Origin of the sequence: Sphingobium xenophagum (assembly GCF_031457465.1) — a bacterium.
Taxonomy (GTDB): domain Bacteria; phylum Pseudomonadota; class Alphaproteobacteria; order Sphingomonadales; family Sphingomonadaceae; genus Sphingobium; species Sphingobium xenophagum_A.
Genome location: NZ_JAVDWV010000005.1, coordinates 19,662 through 42,125 on the forward strand (window position 1 = coordinate 19,662; position 22,464 = coordinate 42,125).

General features: G+C 63.3%; 21 protein-coding genes and 1 tRNA gene. 5 read left to right on the forward strand and 17 right to left on the reverse strand.

The genetic code is table 11. The annotated features are described in order from the left end of the window. Window positions 1-5 precede the first annotated feature (5 nt). The 8 genes from J2W40_RS05930 to rimP all read right to left on the reverse strand — a co-directional run bounded on the left by J2W40_RS05930 (window position 6) and on the right by rimP (window position 7,768). Entirely contained in the window at window positions 6-584 is a 579-nt protein-coding gene (locus tag J2W40_RS05930) for a thymidine kinase (RefSeq protein ID WP_069064854.1), read from the reverse strand. Window positions 585-590: 6 nt separating this feature from the next. After that, a complete protein-coding gene (locus J2W40_RS05935; protein WP_409050346.1) occupies window positions 591-1,487 on the reverse strand; it encodes an alpha/beta hydrolase family protein in 897 nt (298 codons plus the stop codon). Between the two features lie 82 nt (window positions 1,488-1,569). Next, on the reverse strand, window positions 1,570-1,971 hold the full coding sequence (rbfA, locus tag J2W40_RS05940) for a 30S ribosome-binding factor RbfA (protein ID WP_310222650.1): 402 nt from the start codon (window positions 1,969-1,971) through the stop codon (window positions 1,570-1,572). A 47-nt stretch (window positions 1,972-2,018) separates the two neighbouring features. Continuing rightward, window positions 2,019-4,622 (reverse strand): translation initiation factor IF-2, encoded by a 2,604-nt coding sequence (infB, locus tag J2W40_RS05945; RefSeq protein WP_310222652.1) that lies wholly within the window; start codon window positions 4,620-4,622, stop codon window positions 2,019-2,021. Window positions 4,623-4,680: 58 nt separating this feature from the next. Further along, window positions 4,681-5,349, reverse strand: a complete 669-nt coding sequence (locus tag J2W40_RS05950) for a DUF448 domain-containing protein (protein ID WP_037473768.1) — start codon at window positions 5,347-5,349, stop codon at window positions 4,681-4,683. 63 nt (window positions 5,350-5,412) lie between these two features. Next, a complete protein-coding gene (locus tag J2W40_RS05955) occupies window positions 5,413-5,652 on the reverse strand; it encodes a tautomerase family protein (protein WP_037473771.1) in 240 nt (79 codons plus the stop codon). 6 nt (window positions 5,653-5,658) lie between these two features. After that, window positions 5,659-7,230, reverse strand: coding sequence for a transcription termination factor NusA (gene nusA / locus J2W40_RS05960; protein ID WP_310222655.1), 1,572 nt, complete (start codon window positions 7,228-7,230; stop codon window positions 5,659-5,661). 13 nt (window positions 7,231-7,243) lie between these two features. Then, window positions 7,244-7,768 carry a ribosome maturation protein RimP gene (rimP, locus tag J2W40_RS05965; protein WP_310222657.1) on the reverse strand — a complete coding sequence of 175 codons (525 nt, stop codon included), beginning with the start codon at window positions 7,766-7,768 and terminating at the stop codon, window positions 7,244-7,246. Between the two features lie 189 nt (window positions 7,769-7,957). On the opposite strand from rimP, the gene J2W40_RS05970 reads away from it, so the two are divergent. Both J2W40_RS05970 and J2W40_RS05975 read left to right on the forward strand, forming a co-directional pair. Beyond that, window positions 7,958-9,094 carry a PQQ-dependent sugar dehydrogenase gene (locus tag J2W40_RS05970; RefSeq protein WP_310222659.1) on the forward strand — a complete coding sequence of 379 codons (1,137 nt, stop codon included), beginning with the start codon at window positions 7,958-7,960 and terminating at the stop codon, window positions 9,092-9,094. 82 nt (window positions 9,095-9,176) lie between these two features. Beyond that, window positions 9,177-10,289, forward strand: coding sequence for an NADH:flavin oxidoreductase/NADH oxidase (locus tag J2W40_RS05975; protein WP_310222660.1), 1,113 nt, complete (start codon window positions 9,177-9,179; stop codon window positions 10,287-10,289). A 43-nt stretch (window positions 10,290-10,332) separates the two neighbouring features. Here J2W40_RS05975 and J2W40_RS05980 read toward each other — a convergent pair whose 3' ends face one another. The 3 genes from J2W40_RS05980 to tpiA form a co-directional block, all read right to left on the reverse strand. Further along, entirely contained in the window at window positions 10,333-11,967 is a 1,635-nt protein-coding gene (locus J2W40_RS05980; RefSeq protein WP_310222662.1) for a CTP synthase, read from the reverse strand. Window positions 11,968-12,057: 90 nt separating this feature from the next. Further along, window positions 12,058-12,432 carry a preprotein translocase subunit SecG gene (gene secG / locus J2W40_RS05985; RefSeq protein ID WP_310222664.1) on the reverse strand — a complete coding sequence of 125 codons (375 nt, stop codon included), beginning with the start codon at window positions 12,430-12,432 and terminating at the stop codon, window positions 12,058-12,060. Window positions 12,433-12,776: 344 nt separating this feature from the next. Next, complete coding sequence (tpiA, locus tag J2W40_RS05990; RefSeq protein ID WP_310222666.1) at window positions 12,777-13,529, reverse strand: triose-phosphate isomerase; 753 nt, start codon at window positions 13,527-13,529, stop codon at window positions 12,777-12,779. 209 nt (window positions 13,530-13,738) lie between these two features. On the opposite strand from tpiA, the gene J2W40_RS05995 reads away from it, so the two are divergent. Both J2W40_RS05995 and trpE read left to right on the forward strand, forming a co-directional pair. Beyond that, window positions 13,739-15,688: a SurA N-terminal domain-containing protein gene (locus J2W40_RS05995; RefSeq protein WP_310222668.1), complete on the forward strand. Its 1,950-nt coding sequence runs from the start codon at window positions 13,739-13,741 to the stop codon at window positions 15,686-15,688. Between the two features lies 1 nt (window position 15,689). After that, window positions 15,690-17,201: an anthranilate synthase component I gene (trpE, locus tag J2W40_RS06000; RefSeq protein ID WP_310222670.1), complete on the forward strand. Its 1,512-nt coding sequence runs from the start codon at window positions 15,690-15,692 to the stop codon at window positions 17,199-17,201. Between the two features lie 13 nt (window positions 17,202-17,214). Here trpE and J2W40_RS06005 read toward each other — a convergent pair whose 3' ends face one another. The 3 genes from J2W40_RS06005 to J2W40_RS06015 all read right to left on the reverse strand — a co-directional run bounded on the left by J2W40_RS06005 (window position 17,215) and on the right by J2W40_RS06015 (window position 18,855). Beyond that, a complete protein-coding gene (locus J2W40_RS06005; protein WP_310222672.1) occupies window positions 17,215-17,940 on the reverse strand; it encodes an extensin-like domain-containing protein in 726 nt (241 codons plus the stop codon). A gap of 3 nt (window positions 17,941-17,943) precedes the next feature. Continuing rightward, window positions 17,944-18,714, reverse strand: a complete 771-nt coding sequence (locus tag J2W40_RS06010) for an NUDIX hydrolase (protein ID WP_310222674.1) — start codon at window positions 18,712-18,714, stop codon at window positions 17,944-17,946. 65 nt (window positions 18,715-18,779) lie between these two features. Next, window positions 18,780-18,855 (reverse strand) — tRNA-Ala (locus J2W40_RS06015). Window positions 18,856-18,972: 117 nt separating this feature from the next. Here J2W40_RS06015 and J2W40_RS06020 point away from each other — a divergent pair. Further along, a complete protein-coding gene (locus J2W40_RS06020) occupies window positions 18,973-19,308 on the forward strand; it encodes a DMT family protein (protein WP_310222676.1) in 336 nt (111 codons plus the stop codon). A 32-nt stretch (window positions 19,309-19,340) separates the two neighbouring features. Here J2W40_RS06020 and J2W40_RS06025 read toward each other — a convergent pair whose 3' ends face one another. From J2W40_RS06025 to queA, 3 genes are all read right to left on the reverse strand, one after another. Further along, complete coding sequence (locus J2W40_RS06025; protein WP_310222678.1) at window positions 19,341-20,396, reverse strand: GSCFA domain-containing protein; 1,056 nt, start codon at window positions 20,394-20,396, stop codon at window positions 19,341-19,343. Between the two features lie 11 nt (window positions 20,397-20,407). Beyond that, a complete protein-coding gene (locus J2W40_RS06030; RefSeq protein WP_310222680.1) occupies window positions 20,408-21,175 on the reverse strand; it encodes a hypothetical protein in 768 nt (255 codons plus the stop codon). Between the two features lie 151 nt (window positions 21,176-21,326). Beyond that, window positions 21,327-22,361 carry a tRNA preQ1(34) S-adenosylmethionine ribosyltransferase-isomerase QueA gene (gene queA, locus J2W40_RS06035; protein WP_310222682.1) on the reverse strand — a complete coding sequence of 345 codons (1,035 nt, stop codon included), beginning with the start codon at window positions 22,359-22,361 and terminating at the stop codon, window positions 21,327-21,329. Window positions 22,362-22,464: the final 103 nt, after the last annotated feature.

Sequence of the window (22,464 nt, forward strand, 5' to 3'; positions counted from 1 at the left end):
TGCTGTCAGCCCCGCATCTGCGCCATGAAGTGACGGCGGCACAAAGCGACATAACGGTCATTGCCGCCAATCTGTGTCTGTTCGCCGCGCCGGATCGGCCGCCCCTCCCCATCCACGCGCAGGTTCATGGTCGCCTTGCGCCCGCAATCGCACACTGTCTTGATCTCGCTGAGGCTATCGGCCAGCCCCAGCAATTGCGCGCTGCCTTCGAACAATTCGCCCTGAAAATCTGTGCGTAGGCCATAGCACAGCACCGGCACGCCGAGTTCATCGCACACCCGCCCCAATGCCCAGACCTGCGCGCGGCTTAGAAATTGCGCTTCGTCCACCAGCACGCAGGAGAGGTGCGTGTCATGATGGCGCGCGGCGATGGCGGCGAACATGTCGGTATCGGCTTCGAACAGATGCGCCTGCGCCTCCAGCCCGATCCGCGACACGATCCGCCCCCGGCCATAGCGATCATCCACCGCGGCGGTCCACAGCATCGTTTCCATGCCGCGTTCGCGATAGTTGAAGTCCGATTGCAGCAGCGTCGTCGATTTGCCCGCATTCATCGAGCTATAGTAGAAATAGAGCTTCGCCATGGTCGCTTACCGGATCGTCGGGACGACGCGCGACAGGAAGCGCACCAGCGCATCGGCGAGCGCGATCCGGCTGTCGGAAAAACTATGGTCGGTCGGCCAGACGGTCAGCCGCGCCTGCGGATTGGCGCCTTGCGCGTCGGCCGCGGCCTTGCGCGCCTGGTCGCCAATGCCCTTTTCCGCGCCGATGATGCTGAGCGGGCGGCGGCCATAGGCGGCCATGCGGCGGCCCAAGTCGAACTTATCGCCGCGATCGCGGATTTCACCGGTCAGCCCCTCATAGGTCGCACCCTGGAGCGGTGGCAGGTCGCTCTCGACCTCCGCCTTCCAAGCCGACGCCCCTTCGGCCGTGGAGAGCGAGGCGACCGTCTGCGCGGGATCCCATGGGTCGATCAGGAACAGGCCAGCGACGCGGGGTTCGGCGGCGGCGACATCGGCGGCCATGAAGCCGCCCATACTGTGCCCGGCCACCACGATCGCGCTGGTGTCGATGCGATATTTCGCCACCGTGGCGGGCTGTTGCAGAAATTGAAGCGCGGCGAAGGCATCGTCCGAAGCGCCGCCGAAGGAGAATGCGCCGGGGCTACCCCATGATCCGCGATAATGGAGAGTCAGCACATGCCACCCGGCCCGGCGCGCGGCTTGGGCGAGATCCAGATTTTGTTCGTTGCCGGGGAAGCCGTGGAGGAGCAGCAAAGTAGGATGCAAACCGCCCCCCGCAGCGGTGTAGAGGACAGCGTTCATCGCGCCGTCGCCCGAAGGGATGACGAAGGCGCTCATCCCGGCAGGATAAGCCGCGTCTGGGGCGGGATCGCTGGTGACGGCGGGGTGGATGGCCGGTTCTTTGGCGCTCACTGGCGATGCAACCAGCATCAATCCCCACGCCAAATATCGCCACTTGCCCATATTTTGCCCCTTGTCCGATCAGCTTTGATGCAAGAACGCTTCTAATGGCGACTGACCGTCACTGTCGATGGCAGGTGAGCAATCAATCCTCGTCCGCGTCATCCTTGACCAGATCCTGTGCCACCTTGGGCGCGCGCAGCAACTTGTCGATGTGACTACCTTCGTCGAAACTGTCGTCAGCCAGGAACTTGATCTTGGCAGCATATTTAAGCCGCGTGCGCGAGGCGACTTCCCGCTGAAAATAAGCGGTGTTGGTACGCAAAGCCTTAAGCACCGCCTCCTCTTCCTTGCCGAGCAGTGGCTTGATGAAGACAGTCGCATGGCGAAGGTCGGGAGACATGCGAACCTCCGTGACGCTGACGACATGCTTGGCAAGCACATCGTCATGCACGTCGCCACGTTGCAATATCTCTGACAGGATGTGGCGCACTTGTTCACCCACGCGAAGCAGGCGGACGGAGGGACCTTCAGTTTGACTGGACATATATCATCCTCATGGCCCCGGTCGAAACCAGAGCCACGTCTTTCCTATCACAGCGTGCGGACACGTTCCTCGACCTCGAACAGTTCGAGCGTGTCGCCAGCCTTGATGTCGTTGGTATCCTGCAACACCGCACCACATTCCATGCCCGCGCGGACTTCGGACACATCGTCCTTGAAGCGCCGCAGCGAGTGGATGACCGTTTTCGACACGATGACATCGTCGCGGGTGAGGCGCGCATTGAGCCCCTTGCGGATGATGCCTTCCATGACGAGCAGGCCTGCCGCCTTGTCCTTCTTGCCGGCCGGGAAGACCTGCAGGACTTCGGCGCGACCGACGATCGTTTCGATGCGTTCGGGGGCAAGCTGCCCCGCCATTTCGTTGCGCACTTCTTCGAGCAGGTCGTAGATCACGTCATAATAGCGCAGCGAGATTTTCTCGCGGATCGCCAGCGGACGCGCCTTGGCATTGGGACGGACGTTGAAGCCGATCAGCGGCGCACGGCTGGCGGACGCCAGGGTGACGTCGCTTTCGGTGATCGCGCCGACGCCCGAACTCAAGATACGCACCTTTATCTCGTCCGTCGAAATGCGGTTCAGCGCACTGACGATCGCTTCGACCGACCCCTGCACATCGCCGCGGATGACCACCGGATATTCGATGACCTTGGTGCTGAGCGCCGAGAACATATTTTCGAAATTGGTCGGCACGGAGGCCGTCCGCTTGCGGGTGATCTGTTCCTGACGATAGGCGGCGACCTCACGGGCACGCGCCTCATTCTCCACGACCGTCATCTGATCGCCTGCCATCGGCACGCCCGACAGGCCCAATATCTCGACCGGGGTCGATGGTCCGGCCGATTTGACCTGCTGACCCTTGTCGTTGATCAGCGCGCGCACCTTGCCGCTTTCAGCACCGATGACGAAGGTGTCACCGACCTTGAGCGTACCCTTGCGCACCAGTACGGTCGCGACCGCACCACGGCCCCGGTCGAGCTGCGCCTCGATCACATTGCCTTCGGCCGCGCGATCGGGGTTGGCGGTCAACTCCATCAGTTCGGCCTGGAGCAGGATCTTTTCGATCAGTTCGTCAAGGCCGGTCTTCTTGAGCGCGGAAACCTCCACGTCCTGAACGTCGCCGCCCATATCCTCGACCACGATTTCCTCGCTCAGCAGGCGCTCACGCACCTTTTGCGGGTTCGCGTCCGGCTTATCGACCTTGTTGATCGCCACGATCATCGGCACGCCTGCCGCCTTGGTGTGATTGATCGCCTCGATCGTCTGCGGCATCAGCCCGTCGTCGGCCGCCACCACAAGGATGACGATATCGGTGACGTTCGCGCCGCGGGCACGCATTTCGGAGAAAGCCTCATGGCCCGGCGTGTCGAGGAAGGTGATGACATCCCCCTTCTTCGTCGTCACCTGATAGGCGCCGATATGCTGGGTAATGCCACCGCTTTCGCCCGACACGACACTGGTGCCGCGCAGAGCGTCGAGCAGCGACGTCTTGCCATGATCGACATGGCCCATGATCGTGACCACGGGCGCACGGGTCTTGAGCGTTTCGACCGCATCGGCCTCACCCTCGATCCCGATTTCGATGTCGGCGTCCGACACGCGCTGGATACGGTGGCCGAATTCCTCGACCAGCAATTCGGCGGTATCCTGATCGATCGACTGGTTGAGCGTGACCGCCTGCCCCATCTTGAACAGCGACTTGACCAGGTCCGCGCCCTTTTCGGCCATACGGTTGGCCAGTTCCTGGACGGTGATGACTTCTGGCACGATCACGTCGCGCGACTGTTTCTCGCGCGTCTTGGAGCCACCGGCATAATGAGCGCGGCGTTCCTTTTCACGGGCACGCTTGAGCGCCGCAAGGCTGCGGGCGCGCGCGCTGTCGTCATCGGCCAGCGCCTTGGTGACGGTCAGCTTGCCAGCCTGGCGACGATTATCCTCGCCCTTCTTGGCGCGCTCCGGCTTGGTCGGCTCGGGACGCTTGACCGGGGTAACCGGGGTGAAGCGGCGCGGCGGCGGCGGTGCGGCGGTGGTGGACGCAGCAGCGGCACCAGCGTCGGCCTCGACCGGCGTTTCGACGGGCTGAGCGGCCACTTCCTGCGGCGCAGCGGCAGGCGCTTCGGCGACGGGCGTGAGTTCGGGCGCAGGCGCTTCCTCGACCGCTGGTGCGGACGCAGCGGTTTCGGCAGCCTGGCGATTTTCTTCGGCGCGGCGCTTTTCCGCTTCAATCGCGGCGAGACGCGCGGCGTCTTCACGGCGACGCGCCTCTTCCTGCGCGTTCATGCGGGCTTCTTCGGCCTCACGCAGCAACTTGGCCTGCAATTCCTGACGCGACATCAGGCTCTGCGGCGGCGCGGTGCGCACCGGCTGTTGCTGGCGCGGTGGGGGCGGCGCAGCCGGACGCGGCGCGGCGGGCGCAGCGGCGGCCGTCGGCGCAGGATCAGCCTGCGGCGTGGCAGCGGGCGCACCACCGGTGCTTTCGCCCGGCTTGCCCAGGACGCGGCGCCGCTTCACTTCGACCACGACCGTATTCTTGCGGCCATGGCTGAACTGCTGCTGCACCTGGCCGGATTCCACGGTCCGCTTGATGCCCAGTGGCTTGCGGCCCAGAACCGGCTTGTCTTCCTTGCTGTCACTCATACGATCGAACTTAACCCTTCACTTCCGCTTCGGCCGGATAGGCCCGCCGACGCCTTATTTATACGTTTGCCTGGACGCCCGGCGCATCGGTGGAGCGTGGCTCCCCATGCACAGGCGCCTCAGCAGCGCAACCCAGATAGCTTTCCAATCGGCCGATGGCCGCACGCAGACGCGACGCCGCACGCGAGTCGGTCACTGCGATATGGACGACATTGTCGCGCCCCATTGCCATAGATAGGGCGTTGCGGTCCACAGGCAAGACGATGCCCGCAAGATCCGTGCCTTCCGCTTCCTGTCCGACGCGCAGCGCCTGGTCCAGTTTGCGGTTGCCGTCAGGCGCCGCATCCATTGCGTGGAGCAGCAACCGCACCTGGCCCTTCCGGCAGGCGACGTCAATCTTTTCCGATCCGGTGAGCAGCATCGAGGCGCGCGATTCCAGCCCCAAACGATCAAGCAGCGCGCGGCGCAGCCCGGTTTCGATCTGCTCCGCCAGATCGTCGGGGATCGCCAGTTCGCCGGTCTTGAAAGCGCGGGCGATGGCGCCGCGCAACTTGCCCTTGGCCAGCGCAACTTCCAGTTCGGCGCGCGATACCCCGATCCAGGCACCGCGGCCCGGCGCCTTGGCGCGCAGGTCGGGGAGCAACTGATCCTCCGGGCCGATGGCCAGGCGGATGAGATGGTCGGGGTCGGCGCGGTCGCCGGTCAATATGCATTTGCGTTCGGTCATGCCTGCCCCTCCGCCAAAACGGATGAACTGGCAACCCCAACGCTATTGGATAGGCCTAAACGCTCATCGGGGAGTGTCCGCAACATTGGCGTCCTCCCTTGATAAAGCGACAACCGGCGCGCGGTCAGCCAGAAGCTGTCCCGCTGCGCCGTAATTCTCGGTCGAAATTTCCGAAATCACCACCTGCACGGCAGCCGCAGGCTTTCCCAACCGCTCAACGAGCGACTGGGTGACGTCGGCAACGATCGCGGCTTTCTGCGCGCGCGTTGCCGTGCCGGCCAGACGGATATCGACAAATGGCATCTTGGCTCAGGCTTCCTCGTCTTCGAACCAATGCGCACGGGCGGCCATGATGATCTCATTGCCCTGCTCGTCCGACAGGCCGTAGGCAGCCAGAATGCCGCCCTTGTCCTCGGACGTTTCGCTCTTGCGGCGGCGTTGGTCAACGCGCTTCTTCTGCACCAGCTCGTCGGTGGCGAGATCGGCCAGATCATCGAGCGTCTTGATGCCCGCCTTGCCCAGCGTCACCAGCATCGCTTCGGTGAGGTGCGGCATGTCGGCCAGCGCATCTTCGACGCCCAGTGCCTGACGCTCTTCGCGCGCGGCGGCTTCGCGACGATCGAGCGCTTCCTGCGCGCGGTTCTGCAACTCGGCGGCGAGGTCTTCGTCGAAACCTTCGATCCCGGCCAATTCCTCGATGCTGACGTAAGCGACTTCTTCCAGCTCGCCGAAGCCTTCGGCGACCAGCAGCTGCGACAGCGTTTCGTCCACGTCCAGTTCGTTCTGGAACAGTTCGGAGCGCGACACGAATTCCTTCTGGCGCTTCTCGCTGGCATCAGCCTCGGTCATGATGTCGATCGCCTTGCCGGTCAATTGGCTGGCGAGGCGGACATTCTGGCCGCGACGGCCGATGGCGAGGCTGAGCTGATCGTCGGGGACGACCACTTCGATCCGCTCTTCTTCCTCATCGATGACGACACGGCTGACCTGCGCGGGCTGCAGCGCGTTGACGACGAATGTCGCGGCATCTTCCGACCAGGGGATGATGTCGATCTTTTCGCCCTGCATTTCCTGCACGACGGCCTGCACGCGGCTGCCCTTCATGCCGACGCAGGCACCGACCGGATCGATGCTGCTGTCGCGGCTGATGACGCCGATCTTGGCGCGGCTGCCCGGATCGCGGGCGGCGGCCATGATGGTGATGACGCCATCATAGATTTCGGGCACTTCCTGCGCGAACAGCTTCTTCATGAATTCGGGATGGGCGCGGGACAGGAAAATCTGCGGTCCGCGATTTTCGCGGCGGACGTTCAGCACGACCGAGCGAATCCGGTCACCGACGCGGACAACCTCACGCGGGATCTGCTGGTCGCGGCGGATGACGCCCTCGGCCCGGCCGAGGTTCACGACGACATGGCCGAATTCGACCGACTTGACGACGCCGGTGATGATCTCACCCACGCGGTCCTTGAATTCTTCATGCTGACGCTCGCGCTCGGCGTCGCGGACCTTCTGGAAGATCACCTGCTTGGCCGACTGGGCATCGATGCGACCCAAGTCGATGGCGGGCAGCGGATCGACGATGAAGTCGCCGACGACCGAGTCCGCCTTGAGCTTCTGCGCGGCCTTCAGATCGACCTGCTTGAAATAATCCTCGACCGTGTCGACCACCTCGACCACGCGCCACAAGCGCAGATCGCCGGTTTCCGGGTCCAGCTTGGCACGGATGTCGTTTTCAGCGCCATAGCGCGCACGCGCGGCGCGCTGGATCGCATCCTCCATCGCCTCGATGACGATGGCCTTGTCGATCATCTTTTCCGACGCCACCGAATTGGCGATGGCGATCAGTTCTGCCCGGTTGGCGGAAATGGCGTTGGCCATGACTTATGAACCCTTATTCTTCGGTTTCAAATTCATCCGCCCCATCGGAGGAAAGCGGCATGGTAGCAGAAATCAGCGCGTCGGTCAGCACCAGCTTGGCACCATCGATCAGGCCGAAGGGGATGACGACGTCGCCAGCCTTGGTATCGCGAAACTGGATATCCTCGCCCTCGACCCCGCCAAGGATGCCCTTGAAGGTCTTGCGGCCCTCGATCGCCTCGGTCACGGTGATGCGCGCTTCGAACCCGCCCCATTCGACAAAGTCGTGCAGGCGGGTGAGCGGGCGGTCGATGCCGGGCGAACTGACTTCGAGACGATAGGCTTCCTCGATCGGATCGACCTCGTCCAGCAAATCGGACAGGCGGCGCGACAAAGTGGCGCAATCCTCGATCACCAACTGCTTGGTTTCGGGCCGTTCGGCCATGATCTGGAGCGTGCGATCATCGCCCGATCCGAACAGCTTGATCCGCACAAGGTCAAAGCCCAAAGCCTTCGCCTCAGGTTCGATCAACGCTGTCAGTGCGGCGATGTCCGCCATGCGATCTCCAAATCCAGATATATGCGCGCTTTCGCTGCCGCAGGCTGGTAGCCTGCGACCCTGACATGTTTGACGATGTAAGGAAGCAATGCCGATATAGGCGGACACCATTAAATCTGCAACATTAATCGTCGCCACTCATTCTACCGCTCAAGACCCACCTGTAAACGCTCATAACCGGAGATCGCGATGCGCCGTATAGCCATGACCGCCCTGCCCCTCATCCTCATGGCCTGTTCGGCCGAAAACGCCACGGGCCAGAATGCGGCCGCGCCTGTCGACAAGCCCTTTGCCACCGCCACCATCGCGGATTTCGATTCGCCATGGGCGATGACCTTCCTGCCCGACGGTCGCGCGCTGGTGACGGAGAAGGCGGGCGAGATGCTGTTGTTCGATCCCAAGAATGGCACGAAGATCCCGATCGCGGGCATCCCGACCGTCGATAGCGCCGGGCAAGGCGGATTAATGGATGTCGTCCTGTCGCCCGGCTTCGCGCAGGACAAGATGGTCTATTTCAGCTTTTCCGAAAGCCGTGACGGCGGCAAGGGCGTCGCACTGGCCAAAGGCGGCTTTGCGCAGGCGAGCGACGGGACGACCAGCCTGACCGATGTGCAGGTGATTTTCCGCGCCAGCCCCTATGTCGAGGGCAATGGCCATTATTCCGGGCGCATCGCTTTTTCGCCGGACGGGAAATATCTGTTCTTCACCAATGGCGAGCGGCAGAAATTCGATCCAGCCCAAGACCCCAAATCGACCCTGGGCAAAGTGTTGCGCCTCAATCCCGACGGCACCCCGGCGGCGGGCAATCCGCTGGCGGCCAAGGGCTTTCATCCCGCCATCTGGTCCTATGGCCATCGCAACCTGCTCGGCATCGCCTTTGACGCCGATGGCCGCCTGTGGGAGCAGGAAATGGGGCCGAAGGGCGGCGACGAGGTGAACCTCATCAAGCCGGGCCTCAACTATGGCTATCCCACAGTGTCGAACGGCAGCCATTATGACGGCCGCGACATTCCCGACCATAAGCCGGGCGATGGCTTCGAGGCACCCAAGGTGAGCTGGAATCCGGTGATCTCGCCGGGCGGCCTGCTCTATTATTCGGGCGATATGTTCCCGGCGTGGAAGGGATCGCTGTTCATCGGCGGCCTGTCGAGCAAGGCGCTGGTCCGGGTCAAGCTGGACGGCGAGAATGCGGCCAAGGGCGACCAATGGGACATGGGCGCGCGCATCCGCGATGTCGACCAGGGGCCGGACGGCGCGCTCTGGGTGCTGGAGGATGGCGGCGATGGCTCGCAGGGCCGGTTGTTGAAACTGACGCCCAAGCGCTGACGATAAGCGCAATGCCCTCGATCGACGGTCCGTGCGGTCGAGGGCATAGTGCCGGAAGGCTTCACCATTCGAAGGATAGTGTATGAGTGGCCCCAAATTGTTCGAGCCGATAACGGTCGGCGGCCTGACACTGGACAACCGCATCGTCATCGCGCCGATGTGCCAATATTCGGCCGTCGATGGCCAGATGAACGATTGGCATCAGATCCATCTGGGGCAGTTGGCCTTGTCCGGCGCGGGATTGCTGACGATCGAGGCCAGTGCCGTCATGCCCGAAGGCCGGATCAGCCATGCCGATGTCGGCTTGTGGGATGATGCGACCCAAGATGCGATGAAACAGGTGCTGGACAGTGTTCGGCGTCATTCCGATATGCCGATCGCCATTCAACTGGGGCATGCCGGTCGCAAGGCATCAACGCATGTCCCCTGGCAAGGCGGGAGCCAAATCGCACCCGACGCGGTCAACGGCTGGCAGACCGTTGCACCATCGGCCCTGCCCTTCACGCCCGGTAGCGTTGCGCCGCAGACCTTAGACCGCGACGGGATCACAAAACTGATCGAGGCTTTTGTAAGCGCGACGAAACGCGCGCATCATCTGGGCATCGACGCTACCCAGTTGCACGGCGCGCATGGCTATCTGCTGCATCAATTCCTCTCGCCCCTCTCAAACCAGCGGGACGATGATTATGGCGGCACGCTGGCCAATCGGATGCGCCTGCCGCTAGAAATCTTCGATGCCGTCCGCGCGGCCTTCCCTGCCGACAAGCCGGTGACGATGCGCGTGTCCGGCACGGACTGGGTAGAGGGCGGATGGGATATCGACCAGACCATCGCCTTCGCCAAAGCGCTGGAGGCGCGGGGTTGCGCGGCCATCCATGTGTCGAGCGGCGGGCTACATCCCGATCAGGCGATACCGGTTGGGCCAAGCTATCAGGTGCCCTTGGCCCGCGCGGTCAAACAGGCCGTGTCGATCCCCGTCGTCGCCGTCGGCCTGATCACCGATTTTGAGCAGGCCGAAGCGATTGTCGGGACGGGGGACGCGGATATGATCGCGATCGCGCGGACCATTCTCTACGATCCACGCTGGCCATGGCATGCGGCGGCGCATCTGGGTGCGACCGTCAAGGCGCCCAACCAATATCTGCGGTGCCAGCCGCGCCAATATCGCCATCTGTTCGACGCCGCGCGTCGCTGACCGCCGACAAAAAAAGGGAGCGTCGAAGCGCTCCCTTTTTCTATCAGACCAACCGGCTCTGCTTGACCGCCGCTTCGATGAAGCTGGCGAACAGGGGATGCGGATCGAAGGGTTTGGATTTCAGCTCCGGGTGGAACTGAACGCCGACGAACCAGGGATGGTCGGGCCGCTCGACGATTTCGGGCAGCGTGCCGTCAGGCGACATGCCGGAGAAGAACAGCCCGCCCTTTTCCAGCGGCTCGCGATAGCCGGCGTTGACTTCATAGCGATGGCGGTGCCGCTCGCTGATTTCGGTGGTGCCATAGACGCCCGCGACCACGCTGTTGCCGGTCAGTTTGGCAGGATATGCGCCGAGCCGCATCGTACCGCCCAGGTCGGTTTCAGCGGTGCGCTTCTGCAAGCCCTCGGTGCTCATCCATTCGGTAATGAGGCCGACGACCGGTTCGCTGGTTTCGCCAAATTCGGTGGTCGATGCCTGTTCGATACCCGCCGTGTTCCGCGCGCCTTCGATACAGGCCATCTGCATGCCCAGGCATATGCCGAAGAAGGGCACGCCACGTTCGCGGGCGAACTGGACCGAGGCGATCTTGCCTTCGGACCCGCGCACGCCGAAGCCGCCGGGGACCAAGATGCCATGCATCGGTTCCAGCCGTGCGGTGATGTCCGAATCCGCTTCCTCGAACAGCTCCGCGTCGATCCACTTGATGTTGACCTTCACCCGATTGGCGAGGCCGCCATGGTGCAGCGCTTCGTGCAGCGATTTATAGGCGTCGAGCAGCCCGACATATTTGCCGACCACGCCGATCGTCACTTCGCCTTCCGGGTTCTGCTGCCGGTCCATAATGTCGTCCCACCGCTCCATCGAGGGCTCGGGCGCATCGTCGATGCCAAAGGCGCGCAGGACTTCGGCGTCCAGCCCTTCGGCATGATATTGCTGGGGCACGGCATAGATGCTGGAGGCGTCGAGCGCGGGGATGACCGCTTCGGGACGGACATTGCAAAAGAGCGCGATCTTCTTGCGCTCGCTTTCGGGCAAAGGATGTTCGCAGCGGCACAGCAAAATGTCCGGCTGGATGCCGAGCGAGGTCAGTTCGCGGACGCTATGCTGGGTCGGCTTGGTCTTCAATTCGCCGGCCGCCGCGATGTAGGGCACCAGCGTCACATGGACGAAGATCGACTGGCCGCGATCCAGATCATTATGCAGCTGGCGAATCGCTTCCATGAAGGGCAGCGATTCGATGTCGCCCACGGTGCCGCCGATTTCGCACAGCACGAAGTCGAGGCCGTCGGTGTCAGCCAAAGCGAACGCCTTGATCTCGTCCGTGACGTGCGGAATGACCTGCACGGTAGCGCCCAGATAATCGCCGCGCCGTTCGCGCTGGATGATCGTCTGATAGACGCGGCCTTGCGTGACATTGTCCGACTGGCGCGCGGAAACGCCGGTAAAGCGTTCATAATGGCCAAGGTCGAGGTCGGTTTCCGCACCATCGTCGGTCACATAGACTTCGCCATGCTGATAGGGGGACATGGTCCCCGGATCGACGTTGAGATAGGGGTCGAATTTCCGAATGCGGACGCGATAGCCCCTCGCTTGCAGCAGCGCTGCAAGGGATGCGGCCATGAGGCCCTTTCCGAGCGAGGAGACCACGCCGCCGGTGATGAATATATACCGCGCCATGGGAGAGAAGGGTTAGCCTTTCGGAACAACAAAGGGCAAGCGCGCGAATCCACGCGCGCTTAAAAAAGATCAGCGATGTCGATGAACGGTTTAGTTGGCGAGGGGAACCGCGCCGTTGGCCGCCGCACCATTGCCGACCGAATCGGCAGCACTGGTCAACGGATCGACGGTGCCGGTCGCGGGCGCGCCCTGGCTCGTCGGTGCCTGCCGCACCAGCGAGGTGTCGATGTCGGTCGGGGCATGGCGCACCGCCGCGATCACCGCCATGGCGATCGACAACAGAACGAAGACCGTCGCCAGGATGGAGGTGGACCGGGTGAGGAAATCCGCCGCGCCGCGCGCCGACATGAAGCCAGCCGGGCTACCGCCCACGCCCAGCCCGCCGCCTTCCGACTTCTGCATCAGGATGACGGTGACCAGCAGGGCGGCCACGATGGCCTGCACGACGAGAAGAAAAGTGAACATGCGACGGGTTTCTGTCCGGGTAAGGAGGGCGTTGCCGGGCACATAGCGACGAAGCGACGCGGGGGCAACCATTGCGCGCGTTCGCGTTGCAAGGGATCCTTCTAAATCCGTTCGCCCTGAGCCTGTCGAAGAGAAACAGAGGGCTTCGACAGGCTCAGCCCGAACGGTGAAAAGTTTTGGAATGAACCGCCAACCCGTCACCGGTCGCGACGATCACAGATACTCCCCTGGCAGGGGAGGTGGCTGGCCGCAGGCCAGACGGAGGGGTGTCACCCTATCGTGAGGGTGACACCCCTCCACCGCCTTCGGCGGTCCCCCTCCCCTTACAGGGGAGGATTTTTTCGTTAGTCCACCACCCCATTCGCCGCCGCGATGATCGGCGCGAATTTTTCGGCGGTCAGGCTGGCACCGCCGACCAGGCCGCCATCGACATCGGTGATGGCCATCAGCTCGGCGGCATTGTCGCCATTCATCGACCCGCCGTACAATATACGCATACCCTTTGCGTCCTCGCCGATCCGGCTCGCCAGCGCAGCGCGCAGGGCGGCGTGCATGGTCGCCACGGCCTCCATCGTCGGGATGCGGCCGGTGCCGATCGCCCAGATGGGTTCATAGGCGATGGCGAGCCAGTCCGCCGCCGCGCCATCGGGCAAGGAGGCGAGCAATTGCGCCGACACCACCGCTTCGGCGTTGCCCGCGTCGCGCACGTCCAGGCTTTCGCCCACGCACAGGATGACACCCAGGCCTGCGGCCTTGGCAGCTAAAGCCTTGGCCGCGACATCGGCGTCGGTTTCGCCCTGGTCCTGCCGCCGCTCACTATGGCCGACGATGGTCCAGCTCGCCCCCGCTTCGGCCAGCATCGCCACCGACAGGCAGCCAGTATGCGCGCCGCTTGCCTGCATGTGGCAATCCTGCGCGCCGATGAAGGCGCCGCCCTTGCGCGCGTTCGCCGCCGCGATCAGCGTTGCAGGCAGGCAGAGGCCGACCTCCACCGCGGGATGCTGCGCCGCGCGCGCGCCGATGGCGGCGACCTCGTCCAACGCGGCCTGCATCCCGTTCATTTTCCAGTTGCCGACAACCAGCTTGCGCCTGCTCATCGTCTGTTCCCCTTATTCCTTATTGCTGCACGTCGTCCCGCCCCCTCCGCCGCGCGCCAGTCTGCTGTGGCGTCGCGCCTCCATCGGAAGAGCCATGAACTGGTCAGAGGCGATGAACGGCGCTCGCGCATTTGTCCAGTGCAAGCCTTGCCGCCGCGCGCATCCGCCCTTAAAGCGGGCTGCCATCCCGCCGCAGTTCGGATATTTTCATGCTTTCTGTCTTTCGCCGCCTCATCAAATCCCGGTTCGGGGCAGTGTTCGCGCTGCTATTCTTAGGGACGATCGCCGCTGCCTTCATCTTGGGCGATCTGTCGAGCGGCCAGTTCGGGACCAGCTTTGGCGGGGGCGGCACGGCAGCAAAGGCCAAAGGCTACAAGCTGACCGAAACCGAGTTGCAGGAGCGGGTGCAGCGCGTGTTCGACAATGCGCGCCGGTCCGACCCCGGTCTTCAGATCAATGACTTCTTCACGCAGGGCGGGGCGGCACAGGTCTATGACCAGCTGGTCGCCTCGCTGGCGCTGCGCGCCTTTGCCGACGAGCAGGGCATGCATATCTCCAAGCGGCTGGTCGATGCGCAGATCGCGCAAATTCCTGCGTTTCAGGATGCGGCGGGCAATTTCAGCCAGGAGAATTTCCGCAATCTGCTCGCGCGCGAGCGGCTGACGGAAAAGGATCTGCGCGACGATATCAGCCGCGAAATCCTGCAGCGCCAATTGCTGACCCCGATCGGCATGGGTGTGAAGCCGACCGACAGTCTGGTCCTGCCCTACGCTTCGCTGCTGCTGGAAGCGCGGCAGGGCACGGTCGCGGCGATCCCGGCGGTGGCTTTCTTGGACGATAAAGACCCGACCGACGCGCAACTGGCCGATTTCTACAAGCGCAATGCCGATCGCTTCACCATCCCCGAACAGCGGCGCATCCGCTATGCCGTGGTCGATGCCGAGCGTTTCGCGCAGGCGTCGCAGCCAAGCGATGCGGAAATCACCGCCGCTTATAATCAGAACAAGGCTGCCTATGCCGCCAAGCAGAGCCGGACGATCGAGCAACTGGTGCTGCCGACCGAGGCGGCTGCCAAGGCGATTGCCGCCAAGGTGAAGGGCGGCGCGTCGCTGTCCGCCGCTGCGCAGGGCGCTGGCCTGGCGGTGGCGACGCTGGCCGACCAGACCCCGGCGGCACTGACCACAACGGCGGGCAAGGCTGCGGCCGATGCTGCCTTTGCCGCCAAGCAGGGCGATCTGGTTGGCCCGGTACGCGGGCCACTCGGCTGGCTGTTGCTGCGCGTCACGGCGGTCAAGGACATTCCCGCCCGCGCGCTGGCGTCGGTGCGCGATGAAATCGTCGCGACGCTGCGCACGCAGAAGGAAAAGCAACTGCTGGCCGACTTTACCGGCAAGCTGGAAGATCAGATCGCTGATGGCGGGACGTTCGAGGAAGTGGTCAAGGATAATGGCCTCAAGCTCGAAACCAGCCCGCTGCTGCTCGCCACCGGCAAGCAGGTCGAGGATCAGGCCTATGTGGTCGCGCCCGATGTGCAGCCGCTGTTGGCACCCGCTTTCGCGATGAGCGCGGATGATGATGCGCAGATGGTGCCGATCACCCCCGACAAGCGCTATGCGCTGATCGCGCCAGGCGAGATCGTGGCCGCTGCGCCACCGCCGCTGGCCAAGGTCAAGCCGATCGTGCAGGCGCAATATAAGCTGAACGCAGGCAACTATAAGGCCAAGGCATTGGCCGAACAGATCCGCGCCAAGGTGGCCAAAAGCATGAAGCTGGCCGACGCGATCGCGCAGGCCGGCGTCAAGCTGCCCGCCCCGCAGACGCTGGGTGGCAAGCGCGCCGACATCATGCGCGGCGAGCAGCGCCCACCCGCCGAAATCGCCATCCTCTTTTCGATGGCGGCGAACACGGTCAAGACGCTGCCGATCGGCCAGGATCGCGGCTATTTCGTGGTGCAGCTCAATGCCATCGAACGGGGCGATGCCAAGGACCAACCCGAATTGATGGCGCAGATGCGCGACCAGCTGGGCGAAGTGATTGGTCAGGAATATGGTCAGCAGTTCGAGCGCGCGGTCGAAAAGCATCTGAAGGTCACGCGCAATGCCAATGCGGTCGAAGGCGTGCGCAAGGCGCTGGCCGCCACCACCAGCGGCGACCAGTAAGATGGTCGCAGGCGGGGGCGACGCAGCCGCGCGGGCGGCGTTGGAACGCGGCGAGTCCGCGCTGGTATGGCGGCGGCAGATTGCCGACACCGACACGCCGATCTCCGCCGCGCTCAAATTATTCGAGCCGGATCGCGGCGACTATCTGCTCGAATCGGTCGAGGGCGGCGCGGTGCGTGGCCGCTACAGCCTGATCGGCCTCGCCCCCGACCTGGTGTTTCGCGCCCATGGGCAGAGCGCCGCGATCAACCGCCATTGGGCGACCGACCGCGACGCCTTTGCGCCGCTGGAGGCGGGCGCGCTGGATGCGCTGCGCGATCTGGTCGCCGAATGCCGGGCGGAGATGGACACGGCATTGCCCGCCGCGCTCGCCTGCTTGGTTGGCTATTTCGGCTATGAGACGGTGGGCCTGGTCGAGAAACTGCCCCGCCCTGCCCCCAATCCCATCGACCTGCCCGACATGCTGTTCGTGCGGCCGACCGTCATCCTGATCTTCGATCGCCTGGCCGATCAACTTTATCTGGTCGCGCCAGTGTGGAAGGGCGGTTTTGCCGATCCGGATCGTGCCATTGCGCAGGCGCTGGAGCGGATCGAAGCGACCGCCGCGCGGCTGGCCGCGCCGATCCCGGCTGCCCCCGCCCCGGCCGATATTGCCGACATCGCCGTGACCCCGGTGCTGGCGCCAGGCCGCTATGCCACCATGGTCGATCGCGCCAAAGAGTATATCGTGGCGGGCGACATTTTTCAGGTGGTGCTGGCGCAGCGCTTCACCAGCCCGTTCACCCTGCCGCCGATCGCGCTTTACCGCGCGCTGCGGCGGATCAATCCCTCGCCCTTCCTTTATTATCTCGACCTGCCCGGCTTCGCGCTGATCGGGTCCAGCCCGGAAATCCTGGTCCGCGCGCGCGATGGCGAAGTCACGATCCGGCCGATCGCAGGCACCCGCCCGCGCGGCAAGAATGCCGTGGAGGATGCCGCCAACCGCGAAAGCTTGCTCGCCGATCCCAAGGAGCGGGCCGAACATCTGATGCTGCTCGACCTTGGCCGCAACGATGTCGGCCGGGTGGCGACCGCGGGCAGCGTGACCGTAACCGACAGCTATACCGTCGAATTTTACAGCCATGTCATGCATATCGTGTCGAACGTGGTCGGCCGCCTGGCGCCGGAGAATGATGCGCTCGACGCTTTGTTCGCTGGCTTCCCGGCGGGCACCGTGTCCGGCGCGCCCAAGGTGCGCGCGTGCGAGATCATCGCCGAACTGGAACCTGAAACGCGCGGGGCCTATGCGGGCGGTGTCGGTTACTTCGGGCCGGACGGGAATATGGACAGCTGCATCGTCCTGCGCACCGCCGTCCTGAAGGATGGCGTCATGCATGTGCAGGCCGGCGCGGGCATCGTCGCGGATTCGAACCCTGAATACGAACAACGCGAATGCGAGGCGAAGAGCGGGGCCTTGCTGGCCGCGGCGCGCGAAGCCGTGGCGTTGGCGCGGGATGCGGGGTTCGGGCAGTAGACGGGGCTAAGGCCTACCGACAGGCCCGCCAGCCGGTCGCGCCGCGTTCGGCCTGATCGAGATGGAAATGATCGCGGTGCGCGGCATTATAATCGGGTGACAGGACGGTCGAAAACAAGTCGCACGCTCCGTCGCGCACGGCGCGCAGGAATTGCGCATCCTCGCCCTCACCTTTCCAGTCGCGCAGCACGCTGATGCTACGGCCATCGGCCAGGGTGAAGCCGGCCACGTCGAGCGCGTCGGCGGTCGCATGTTCGCTATAATCACCTGCGCTGCGGCCATACATGCGGCGACAGCTATAGCTGCCCAGATGGCGCATGGACCGCACCGGCTGGCCATAGATGCGCTGGGCGGCGGGCTGGACGACCTGCCACTCCCATAGTTTGAGCGCGGCGACGACCGGGCAGGACGGCGCGACCGACGCCGGGGCCAGCGCGATCGCGTCTTTCTCCGCGCGCAGCCGCACCGCATCGGAATAGGCGCACTGGTCCGCCCCACCCGGCTGCACCGCGACATAATCGACGCCTGCCCGGTCGAGCAGCGCACGGCATTGCGCGGCATCGCCGGTCAGCGCGGTCAGCTTGCGCCCGGTGAACATGCCGATCGGCTGGCTGAGGTCGAGGTCGGTCCAGGGCATGTCCTGCGGCCGCTGCCGCACGACGGCATAGCCGAGCAACAGAAGAGACAGCAGGACGGCAAGCAGGACGAGGCGGCGGAGGGTCACATGAAGTTTGCGCATGCCTCAAGCACGCCTGACCTGCCCCATAGGTTCCGACGTGACCGGATATCCCAGATGGTCCGGGATGCATAAATGCCGCTCGCCATCCCGCTCTTCCTGCCACGGCCGCACCGTTTCGACCGGATAGGCGCGCGCATGGGCGACCAGTTCGGCATGGTTGGCGCACATGGCCAGCCGCTCCAGATTGCGCCGGGTCGGATAGATCACCTTCCCCTCCCCCGCATCGCATTGCGCCAGCGTGGCCGCCGCGCCGCTCCAGAACAGCTTTACATTTTCGGTCGTATCGACGGTGGCCATCTGTCCGTCCGGCGCGCGGGCGATGTAGAAGCGCGTGTCGAATATCCGTGTCGCTTGATCGAAGGGCGCGGGGTGCCAGCGGGCGAAGGGTGTCAGCGCATCGAACGCGACTTCCAGCCGATGCCGGTCCAGCAACGCCCCCAGGCCCACGCCTTCGCGCAAGCCGTCGCGCAGCCGCAGCACGGTCGCCGCGTCCACAGCGCCATGCAAGCCGACCCCCAGCCCCGCTTCCTCGATCGTTTCGCGAATCGCGGCGATGCGCGCCGCGGCCTCATCCTGGTCCAGTCCGTGGTCGATGCGGGCCGCAAGGTCATGATCGTCCGCATCGACTGCGCCGCCGGGAAAGACGAGCGCGCCTGCGGCAAAGGCCATGGTGCTGGCCCGTTCCATCATCAATATATCGGGCGACCCATCGGCCCGGTCGCGCACGATCACGACCGTTGCCGCCGGGCGGCTGCGCTGTTCCAATTCTGTCATGAGACCGCCTTAGGCGCGCGGGGCGCTGGCGGTAAAGTCCTTCGAGCAACCCCAAAGGGAGGGGTTGGTGGAGCCTAGCGGGATCGAACCGCTGACCTCGTCATTGCGAACGACGCGCTCTCCCAGCTGAGCTAAGGCCCCAAAGGAGTGCTGCCTATAGGCGAGGGATTTGGCGCTTGCAACGGTCTTTTTGCACGATCGCTTGCGCCGCCGCCGCGAGCGGTGCCAAAGCATTCGCCCGTTCCAGAAGAGGCCCCTATGCCGACCATCGCCCTGCTGATCATCTCCAATGTCTTCATGACCATCGCCTGGTATTGGCATCTCAAGGGCGGGATGGAGAAGCCGATCCTGCTGGTCATCCTGATCAGTTGGGGCATCGCGCTGGTCGAATATTGTTTTGCCGTTCCCGCCAACCGCATCGGCTATGCCCATGGCTGGAGCGCGGGGCAGCTCAAGGTCGCGCAGGAAGCCATTGCGCTGGTCATCTTCGGCGGCTTCATGGTCACCGTACTGGGCGAACCCCTCCACTGGCGCCACCTGGCCGCCTTCGCCTGCATCATGGGCGCGGTGGGTTTTTTGTTCGTGGGGAGGTAAGGAACTGCGGGGCGAACGTTATTATCAGCCTGTCAGCTATCGAGCATCTCTTCATCACACAGAACTTGCGTCAGTCTTTCGACATCGTCACGAATTGCCGACGGCTTGGCACCTTCCGCCACCGGAACATCCGCGTCGATCCCGCAATAATGTTTGAAGAACAGACGCATGACATGATCAACCCCAACGGGCCGCACTTCGCGCCGATCCTCCTGATAATAGCGACCTTCGTTGAAATTGCCGGTGATAATCTCGTAAGATGGGAAATAAAATACATCGTCATGTGACCGAGTCAGCTTGTCTGCCACGGCCCTCAATACGGATTTCGAATAGGTCGTTGCCACCAGCACATGATTATCCGTCGCGGTGGCGACCAGAGGAACGGGTGACACTGTCAATAGCAGCTTGACCGAGGGGTTGACCGCCTTCAACCGCTCAATGAAGGCCGACATATCGGCCAAGACATCTTCGTAATCAAGATTGACGAAGGCGTGCTTGTCCACGTCGAATGTGCCCGCTGCCGTGCCCGGGCATACTGGATAAGCCGCTCCATCGCGACGGTCCGTCCAGGTTTCGGTCAGACCCAGGGTGAAAATGAAAATATCGGCCTGCTCGAACATCGCCCGAACGGCTTTGAAATGCCCCTCCCGCTCGACCTCCAGTTCCTCGGTGCTTTTATATCCACCCGGCGTCAGTTGTGGTCGAAACGGGTCGATTACCGTGCCATCCTCTTCGATCCACGCATTCTCCATGGGTGTGAATGTCCCATAGGCGCGGTCGAACAGTTGGAGGAGTTGGCGCGACGTATAGAGATTACCGAACCGTGCAGTGAAATTGCCATAGTTGAATCTCGCCGCAATAGCGTCCGGCAGCAAAGGATGCGCCGGTTCAGTAATCAGATAGTTGAATCCGCTGGCGATCAGCCTGTGGGCGATATGCTGGGCAAAGCAGCTTCCAGCAGTCGAAATGCGGGTCTCACGGTCTATCGTAAATTTGGGTGCGACCACCGGATCGACCTCTTGCGGTGGCGTCTTCGCGATAGATTTTGACCAGAAACTATGCGTGGGTTGTGACCGATAGGGATGCACGGGCTTTCTCCTCAATGGCCTGTCAACGAAGCAAGCGCTGTCTCGACTTCTTTCATCATCTCGGCACCGAAGGATGGATTCGCATGCGTCGCGTTGCCCAGATATTCCGGTTTCAGAAAGCCATTTTCCATCAACCGATCCGGCACCTTGACAAAAGGCATGCCTACGTCGTTGCAGTAATTTTCCCACAACATCGACCGCACCTGCCACATCTTGCGCCGAACCGACGGCCTGGCCACCATCAGGTCGGCTTTGGTCATTTTAGCAACGAAATATTTGTCGAGATTTTCAGTCAGCCATTTATTGGATTGCGGGGGGGGGGGGGATTCGATGCACAATGTAGGGTGGGGGCTGAGGCCTTTGACCAGTGTCGTCAATGCCATGGACACTTCGCTGCGCTGGAGAATGGCCTGTCGAACGGCCTCGAACGGCACAATGGTTTCATCGGCTTCGACGTCCACACTCTCGCCGGGCATAACGAAGTTGAGATGCGTCCCTTGGGTCAACAGTGCCAATATCGTATGTTCATTCCCGCCCAACGCAAACACGATCGATCGTTTGCCTGGAGTGAAGGCTCCATGGTTTTGCATCAGGTTCATTACGGCCGCGTTGGGTATGCACTCGCCATCCACGATCGTTGCGGGCGGCGTCAGCCATTTAACTCCCTCATTCACGAAAGCGAAGCTGGCGCTGTAATTCAGCTTCGGTCGTAATGCGGCATCTTCCCAAGCGTGAAGGATAGGCCCCAAATGACTATGGCCGAAAAATATCGCCTTCATGCAAGAAATTCCTCGAACGATGTAACCGGCTCAAAACGTATGGGCAATTGCTACCTATGGTTCTTCATGGAAGCAAATAAGTTTCCGACGTAGCGAGCGGGCGGCCTAGAGACTATCAATATCCCTCAAAGCCATCGGTGACAGTGGCACCTTACCCTTCCGGCAGCAGTAAACTTGAATCGCCATAGCTGTAGAAGCGGTAGCCGTGGCCGATCGCGTGAGCATAGGCGGCCTGCATCCGGTCGCGGCCCATCAATGCGCTGACCAGCATGAACAGGGTCGATTTGGGCAGGTGGAAATTGGTCATCAGCCCGTCGATCGCGCGGAAGCGGTAGCCGGGCGTGATGAAGATGCGGGTTTCGTCGGCGAAGGGGTGGATGATGCCATCTTCGCTCGCCGCGCTTTCCAGCAGGCGCAGGGACGTCGTGCCGACCGCGATCAGGCGACCGCCCGCCGCGCGCGCGGCGTTCAGCCGGTCGGCGGTGGCCGGTTCGATCCGGCCCCATTCAGCGTGCATGCGATGGTCTTCGGTATCGTCAGCCTTGACCGGCAGGAAGGTGCCTGCGCCGACGTGCAGTGTCAGCGTTTCCGTCAGTACCCCGGCCTTGGCCAGCGCCGCCATCAGATCCGGCGTGAAATGCAGCGCGGCGGTGGGCGCGGCGACGGCACCATCCTCGCGTGCGAACATGGTCTGATAATCGCTGACGTCGCGTTCGTCGGTCGGGCGCTTGCTGGCAATATAGGGGGGCAAGGGCATGCGCCCGGCCCGCTCCAGCAGCACTTCCACTGGCTCGGTGCCTTCAAAGTCCAGCGTCACGCCGCCATCTTCGTCGCGCGGCCCGGCGATGGCGGTGACACCTGCGCCGAAGTCGATCCGGTCGCCATCGCGCACCCGCTTGGCATTGCGCAGAAAGGCCTGCCATTGGCGCAGGCCGAGGCGCTTGTGCAGCGTCGCGCCGATCCGCGCTTCGCCGCGCGTGCCTTCCAACTGGGCGGGAATGACGCGCGTGTTGTTGAAAACCAGAACATCGCCCGCCCGCAACAGGCCGGGCAGGTCGCGCACCGTCAGGTCGGCAAAGTCCCCTGCCCCCAGCACCAGCAACAGCCGCGCCGAATCGCGCGGACTGGCGGGACGCAACGCGATGTTTTCCGGTGGGAGGTCGAAGTCGAACAGGTCTACGCGCATCGGTCTATCTGTTTCGTTTTATCAAGCCAGCAACCGTTCGTGTCGGGCGCGGTCGAAACAGGCTCGCCCCTGCGCCTGCCGCTTCTCGACTTCGCTCGAAGCG

What these genes read in the sequence shown, in the direction of transcription:
- nusA (WP_310222655.1), bottom strand. Translation starts at nt 7,230, where the DNA reads ATGGCCAACGCCATTTCCGCCAACCGGGCAGAACTGATCGCCATCGCC.
- J2W40_RS05935 (WP_409050346.1), bottom strand. Translation starts at nt 1,487, where the DNA reads ATGGGCAAGTGGCGATATTTGGCGTGGGGATTGATGCTGGTTGCATCG.
- J2W40_RS06030 (WP_310222680.1), bottom strand. Translation starts at nt 21,175, where the DNA reads ATGAAGGCGATATTTTTCGGCCATAGTCATTTGGGGCCTATCCTTCAC.
- J2W40_RS05930 (WP_069064854.1), bottom strand. Translation starts at nt 584, where the DNA reads ATGGCGAAGCTCTATTTCTACTATAGCTCGATGAATGCGGGCAAATCG.
- J2W40_RS05975 (WP_310222660.1), top strand. Translation starts at nt 9,177, where the DNA reads ATGAGTGGCCCCAAATTGTTCGAGCCGATAACGGTCGGCGGCCTGACA.
- J2W40_RS05955 (WP_037473771.1), bottom strand. Translation starts at nt 5,652, where the DNA reads ATGCCATTTGTCGATATCCGTCTGGCCGGCACGGCAACGCGCGCGCAG.
- J2W40_RS05950 (WP_037473768.1), bottom strand. Translation starts at nt 5,349, where the DNA reads ATGACCGAACGCAAATGCATATTGACCGGCGACCGCGCCGACCCCGAC.
- trpE (WP_310222670.1), top strand. Translation starts at nt 15,690, where the DNA reads ATGGTCGCAGGCGGGGGCGACGCAGCCGCGCGGGCGGCGTTGGAACGC.
- queA (WP_310222682.1), bottom strand. Translation starts at nt 22,361, where the DNA reads ATGCGCGTAGACCTGTTCGACTTCGACCTCCCACCGGAAAACATCGCG.
- secG (WP_310222664.1), bottom strand. Translation starts at nt 12,432, where the DNA reads ATGTTCACTTTTCTTCTCGTCGTGCAGGCCATCGTGGCCGCCCTGCTG.
- J2W40_RS05980 (WP_310222662.1), bottom strand. Translation starts at nt 11,967, where the DNA reads ATGGCGCGGTATATATTCATCACCGGCGGCGTGGTCTCCTCGCTCGGA.
- J2W40_RS06010 (WP_310222674.1), bottom strand. Translation starts at nt 18,714, where the DNA reads ATGACAGAATTGGAACAGCGCAGCCGCCCGGCGGCAACGGTCGTGATC.
- tpiA (WP_310222666.1), bottom strand. Translation starts at nt 13,529, where the DNA reads ATGAGCAGGCGCAAGCTGGTTGTCGGCAACTGGAAAATGAACGGGATG.
- rbfA (WP_310222650.1), bottom strand. Translation starts at nt 1,971, where the DNA reads ATGTCCAGTCAAACTGAAGGTCCCTCCGTCCGCCTGCTTCGCGTGGGT.
- J2W40_RS06005 (WP_310222672.1), bottom strand. Translation starts at nt 17,940, where the DNA reads ATGCGCAAACTTCATGTGACCCTCCGCCGCCTCGTCCTGCTTGCCGTC.
- rimP (WP_310222657.1), bottom strand. Translation starts at nt 7,768, where the DNA reads ATGGCGGACATCGCCGCACTGACAGCGTTGATCGAACCTGAGGCGAAG.
- J2W40_RS05970 (WP_310222659.1), top strand. Translation starts at nt 7,958, where the DNA reads ATGCGCCGTATAGCCATGACCGCCCTGCCCCTCATCCTCATGGCCTGT.
- infB (WP_310222652.1), bottom strand. Translation starts at nt 4,622, where the DNA reads ATGAGTGACAGCAAGGAAGACAAGCCGGTTCTGGGCCGCAAGCCACTG.
- J2W40_RS05995 (WP_310222668.1), top strand. Translation starts at nt 13,739, where the DNA reads ATGCTTTCTGTCTTTCGCCGCCTCATCAAATCCCGGTTCGGGGCAGTG.
- J2W40_RS06020 (WP_310222676.1), top strand. Translation starts at nt 18,973, where the DNA reads ATGCCGACCATCGCCCTGCTGATCATCTCCAATGTCTTCATGACCATC.